Source organism: Dellaglioa sp. CoH-57-MRSF-22, assembly GCF_056781895.1.
The window spans coordinates 1-261 of sequence record NZ_JBXAXT010000233.1 but is presented as its reverse complement, the minus strand read 5'-3'; the positions used below and the strand labels follow the sequence as shown (position 1 = coordinate 261).

The window sequence follows — 261 nt, the reverse complement described above, 5'->3', positions numbered from 1 at the left end:
CGCATTTCCCGTGACCTCGGTCAACGGAAAGACGGGTGACGTTGAGCTGAAGATCGGAGACATTCCGGATGCGGCACGCGTCGCGGCCACTGGTGATTACAACGACCTGATCAATAAGCCGGTTCCGTACTCACTGCCCGTTGCCAACACCACGACGCTTGGTGGTGTTAAGGCCTCGACAAATGGCCACATCACGATCGCTTCGGACGGTACTCTGGACATTGGGTTTGCGCCGGTCCTGAAGGTCAATAACATAACCCC

1 protein-coding gene is annotated in these 261 nt (G+C 56.7%); it reads left to right on the top strand.

Features of this window, described 5'->3' with window-relative positions; all coding sequences use genetic code 11:
• Nucleotides 1-261: hypothetical protein (locus AC1RPR_RS08910; protein WP_481763589.1), on the top strand; the 261-nt coding region annotated here is incomplete at both ends.